This is a genomic window from Oleiphilus sp. HI0061, from assembly GCF_001635675.1.
In genome coordinates, this window is record NZ_LWFE01000350.1 from 1 (window position 1) to 1,074 (window position 1,074).

Genomic DNA, 1,074 nt, shown 5'->3' on the forward strand with positions numbered 1-1,074 from the left:
TGGCAACAGTCTATACTGTCATGGACAGTATCCGTGGTGCAATGAGCATCATTGGTGAGGAGAGGTTAACGTCCTTGTTATTGAAGTGCATGTCCTGTATTCAACAGGAGTTGGTTGACGGTGATACGATGCCTGACCAGACTTTGTTAGAAACTCTGGCTGATGCACTGACTTCATTGGAATACTACATTGAGAGTATGACCAAGGCACAAACCCAGAATGATGCTTTGTTAAAGTTGTCAGAAGAAAGTCTGGCTTCAATTGGGTATGGTACTTAAGCTTATACAAGGGTAGGAGGTAATTATGTTCTTGCCCGTCTTGTCTATTGCTATTCTCGGCGCTCTGCTAATTGTTATTTCTTTCAAGTACCTGTTCCTTCGTACATGGTTCAAGGCATGGCTAAAAGCTACGCTTGCTATTCTAGCTATACTCTCTGCAATGGCCCTTCTTTACAGTTCCTGGGATTTGTACAGTTTTAAAGCACAAACTTCTGCTCAAAAGATAGCAAGCGTTGAAACATTTAGACTTGGACCTCAACGATATAATTTGGTTTTAGAGCTAAACGAACAGCCTCCTCTGCACTTTGAAATAGAAGGGGATGTGTGGCAGCTGGATGCTCGCTTGCTCGTCTGGGGAGATTTCTGGCGCTTTTTAGGGATGGAAGATGCATTTCGTTTTGACCGCTTATCTGGACGTTACCATTCAATAGATGATGAAAGAAATAAGCCCAGGACGCTGTTTAATCTTTGGCAGGCTGACAAGGGCTCAGAAAATACGCTGCCTGTGCTTAGAGATTTTAAGCAATGGCTAACTAGTTATAAGTGGCTGCCAGGGGCGAGCTTGGTTTACGGGAGTGGTACCTTTATTCCTATGAAAGACCGGGCTCGGTTTAGCGTTTATTTGAGTGAGGGTGGTTTGCAGGCTCGAGCGGAGAATGTTCAGGCACACGAGGCAATTGAGAGCTGGCTTTAAGCTTTAAAACCGGCTTAAGCGATTTAAGTATTCAATCGCACGTTCTTCTGACCAGTAGAGTCCTTCTTTGTTAAAGCCCATAAAGCCAACATGACCACCAAA

1 protein-coding gene and 1 pseudogene are annotated in these 1,074 nt (G+C 44.1%); both read left to right on the forward strand.

Annotated features, from left to right (window positions below; genetic code table 11):
* A pseudogene (locus A3735_RS30290) lies at positions 1-278 on the forward strand (chemotaxis protein); the annotation flags it as partial.
* Between the two features lie 25 nt (positions 279-303).
* On the forward strand, positions 304-972 hold the full coding sequence (locus tag A3735_RS04800; protein WP_068634071.1) for a hypothetical protein: 669 nt from the start codon (positions 304-306) through the stop codon (positions 970-972).
* Positions 973-1,074: the final 102 nt, after the last annotated feature.

Coding starts and splice junctions, on each gene's coding strand:
- A3735_RS04800 (WP_068634071.1), top strand. CDS start 304: ATGTTCTTGCCCGTCTTGTCTATTGCTATTCTCGGCGCTCTGCTAATT.